Annotated in this window: 3 protein-coding genes and 1 pseudogene; all 4 read right to left on the reverse strand. The window is 61.6% G+C overall.

Translation table 11 applies throughout. The features are described from left to right. Positions 1-700 (reverse strand): annotated as a pseudogene (locus Q0520_RS07595) (hypothetical protein); the annotation flags it as partial. A gap of 86 nt (positions 701-786) precedes the next feature. Then, positions 787-1,128, reverse strand: coding sequence for a P-II family nitrogen regulator (locus Q0520_RS07600; protein WP_298668388.1), 342 nt, complete (start codon positions 1,126-1,128; stop codon positions 787-789). Then, the gene (locus tag Q0520_RS07605) at positions 1,125-2,486 is read right to left on the reverse strand and encodes an ammonium transporter (protein WP_298668391.1); all 1,362 of its coding nucleotides are present in this window, start codon (positions 2,484-2,486) and stop codon (positions 1,125-1,127) included. The genes Q0520_RS07600 and Q0520_RS07605 overlap by 4 nt, the downstream gene beginning before the upstream one ends. 357 nt (positions 2,487-2,843) lie before the next feature. Continuing rightward, on the reverse strand, positions 2,844-3,068 hold the full coding sequence (locus Q0520_RS07610; protein ID WP_298668394.1) for a hypothetical protein: 225 nt from the start codon (positions 3,066-3,068) through the stop codon (positions 2,844-2,846). Positions 3,069-3,234 lie beyond the last annotated feature (166 nt).

Below are 3,234 nucleotides of genomic sequence, written 5' to 3' on the forward strand. Positions count from 1 at the left end.
TGCTCTCCTCGACCACGCCCTCCAGGAAGTTCCCGAGGATCCGGCCGGAGGCGCACGCAAGGTCCTCCTCCCATTCCCGGGCATAGGCGACGACAGTGTCGGCGGAATAACCCGCCCTCCGCAGGTCGGCGCCGTCTTCGTCGGCCATCTTCTCGAAGGTCCCGACAGTCATCTCCGGGTGGAACTGGAGCCCGATGGCGTTCCTGAACCTGAATGCCTGGTTCCTGCACGACGCCGAGGTGGCAAGGAGTGTCCCGCCGCGGGGGACGGCGAAGGTGTCGGAGTGCCACTCGAGGGCGGGGAAGGCCTGCGGCACGCCCGCAAAGAAGGGGTCCTGCCGACCTTCCCGCGTCAGGGAGAGAGTGTGCACCCCGAACTCGGGGAGAGGGGCGCGGGTCACAGGGGCGCCGAGGGCCTTTGCGAGGACCTGGCCCCCGAGACAGAGGCCGAGATAGTGCCCGCCCGCAAGGACATGCTCCCTGACCGCGCTATCGAGGTCGGCCAGATAGGGGTGGGCCTCCTCCTCGTAGACGTTCATCGGCCCGCCGAGGACGATCATGACCTCAGGGTGGCGGGGGATCGGATCACCGCGGTCCATCCTGTAAACGGCACCTTCAAGACCGTAGTCTTCGAGGAGGGAGAGGAGGAGAGGGCCCGGACCCTCGCCGCCGATGTGCTGGATGATACCTGCGTCTGTCATGTGCAAGACCTCGAAACCGGTGCGACCACGAGAGGGAGAGGCGGCACAACCTGCCATTACCTCCATTCCCCCGCCGTTAAAAGAGGTTAACGGAGGGCCGCCTCGCCTTCCTCTCCGGTCCTGACCCTGACCACCCGTTCGACCGGTATGACGAAGATCTTGCCGTCGCCGATCTGACCGGTCTGCGCGGCCTCTCTGATCACGGCGATGACCTCGTCCACTTTCTCGTCAGGGACGACCATCTCGATCCTGGTCTTCGGGAAGAAGTCGGCGACGTACTCAGCGCCGCGCCACTGCTGCCTGACGCCCTTCTGCTCGCCCCGCCCTTTCACCTCAGAGACGGTCATGGAGACCATCCCGATGGCTTCAAGGGCAGACTTCACGTCCTCGAACTTTGTCGGCCTGATGACCGCCTCAATCTTTTTCATCGCTTCACCTCTGTTGCATGCTCCGTGGCCACGAAGTTCGGGTACGCCGACATCCCGTGTTCACCGATGTCGAGGCCCTGGAGTTCCTCAGCAGCGGAGACCCGTATGCCTATGACCGCCTTCATGATGCCAAAGAGGATAAGTCCTGTGCCGAATGCCCAGGCGAAGCTGACCGCAACCGAGAGCGCCTGCACGCCGAAGAACCCTGCGTTGCCATACAGGAGTCCGGTCACGCCGCCGTAGGTGCCGTCGGCGAAGAGACCGAGGGCAAGGAGACCCCAGGCACCGTTGAAGCCGTGGACCGCGATCGCACCGACCGGGTCGTCGACATGGATGACCCAGTCCAGGAACCAGACGCCGACGACCACAAGGAGGCCGGCGACGATGCCGATCAGCACCGAGAGCTGGGGGTTCACCCAGGCGCACCCGGCGGTGATTGCGACAAGGCCGCCGATCGCCGCGTTGCCCGACATCGAGACATCGGGTTTGCCGTGCCAGGCCCAGGTGGCAAGCATAGCGGTGACGAGAGCTGCCGCAGCAGACAGGGTGGTGTTCGCCGCAATGACGGCGATCCTGAGGCTGTCGGCGTTGAGCGTCGAACCGCAGTTGAAGCCGTACCACCCGAACCAGAGCACGAAGACGCCCAGGATGCCCAGGGTGACCGAGTGGCCGGGGATCGCACGGGGTGTCCCGTCCTTTGCATATTTTCCGATACGGGGACCGAGCAGGAGTGCACCGGCGAGGGCGAGCCAGCCGCCGACGGAGTGGACCACGCCCGAACCCGCGAAGTCGAGGGCGCCAAGCCCGGCAAGCCAGCCGCCGCCCCAGACCCAGTGGCCGTAGACCGGGTAGATCACGGCCGTGATCACGGCGCTGGCGATGACGTAGGTCGAGAACTTACACCTCTCGGAGACCGAACCCGAGACGATCGTGGCGGCTGTCGCCGCAAAGACCATCTGGAAGAACCAGGACTCGATGGTGGTGACATCGTAGGCGTCGCCAAGCAGGAAGAAACCCGACCAGCCGAAGAGCCAGTTCATGCCCTCCATCGTGCCGTACATGACGGCAAAGCCGACAGCCCAGTAGGCGAGGGCGCCGACGGAGAAGTCCATCAGGTTCTTCATCATAATGTTCGCCGCGTTCTTCGCCCGGGTAAACCCGGTCTCGACCATGGAGAACCCGGCCTGCATGAACATCACCATGAACCCGCAGACAAGGACCCAGATGAAGTCGAGGGCCTTTCCCGGATCCTCCTCAAGAGTCGCCGTCCCGTCGGGGTCTGCGGCCAGGACAGGCACCGCACAGAGTCCCAGACAGGCGACGACCAGAAGCGCCAGAATGTTTTTTCGCACATACATGGTTTTCACTGCTCCTGTACTCGAGGAGATGGAACAATATTTCCACCTTTTAGTTATAAAATTAACTGCAAGATCGGAGGAACAGTGCCCAGGAACAGCGAGGGGCATGCACGACTGGCGGGATAATCAGAATGATAGAAGAGATTCCAGGAGATGCGACACCCATGCAGGATTTATTCCCATATGAAAACAGTATAGACAGTAATTTTTGACATACGGCCACCAAAAACAGGCATAATCACGATGCGCTCAATAGAAGGGGTTCGATACAGGGGTGCCGCCTCCCCATGCCGGTTCCGGCAGAGCGAACCCATCCATGATTCATCACCCTCAAGCGGTGGAAGTCCTGGAGAAGACCTACCGGGCGATCTTTTCGAGGGCACTCTCGATCCTCTCGACCCTCTGCTCCATCTCCTCCAGGGCCTTCGCGATGCGTTCGAGGTACGTCTTCAACCACCCGAGTACGACCAGCACCAGCGCCACGACCGCAAGAACCAGGAAGAGGAGGGGGACATTCATAATATTCAGACTGAGAAGGCCGCTGACGAGCAGGGCCAGAAAGTACGCTCCGCAGAAGAGCATCACCGTACCGACGACCAGTATTCCAACCTGACGTGATTACCATGAAAACCACCAGGGTGGTTTTCAAAGAATCGCTTGAAACTTCGTTTCATGAGCGATTCCATCGACTCACCTCATGCCTCCGGGGTTGTGGGGCATTGCCGGAGGCTCTCTTACCGGGAATGGG

The organism is uncultured Methanofollis sp. (assembly GCF_937919355.1).
Classification (GTDB): domain Archaea; phylum Halobacteriota; class Methanomicrobia; order Methanomicrobiales; family Methanofollaceae; genus Methanofollis.

Bases quoted from the DNA above. Each gene is read 5' to 3' on its own strand.
- Q0520_RS07600 (WP_298668388.1), bottom strand. From the start codon at position 1,128: ATGAAAAAGATTGAGGCGGTCATCAGGCCGACAAAGTTCGAGGACGTG.
- Q0520_RS07605 (WP_298668391.1), bottom strand. From the start codon at position 2,486: ATGTATGTGCGAAAAAACATTCTGGCGCTTCTGGTCGTCGCCTGTCTG.
- Q0520_RS07610 (WP_298668394.1), bottom strand. From the start codon at position 3,068: ATGCTCTTCTGCGGAGCGTACTTTCTGGCCCTGCTCGTCAGCGGCCTT.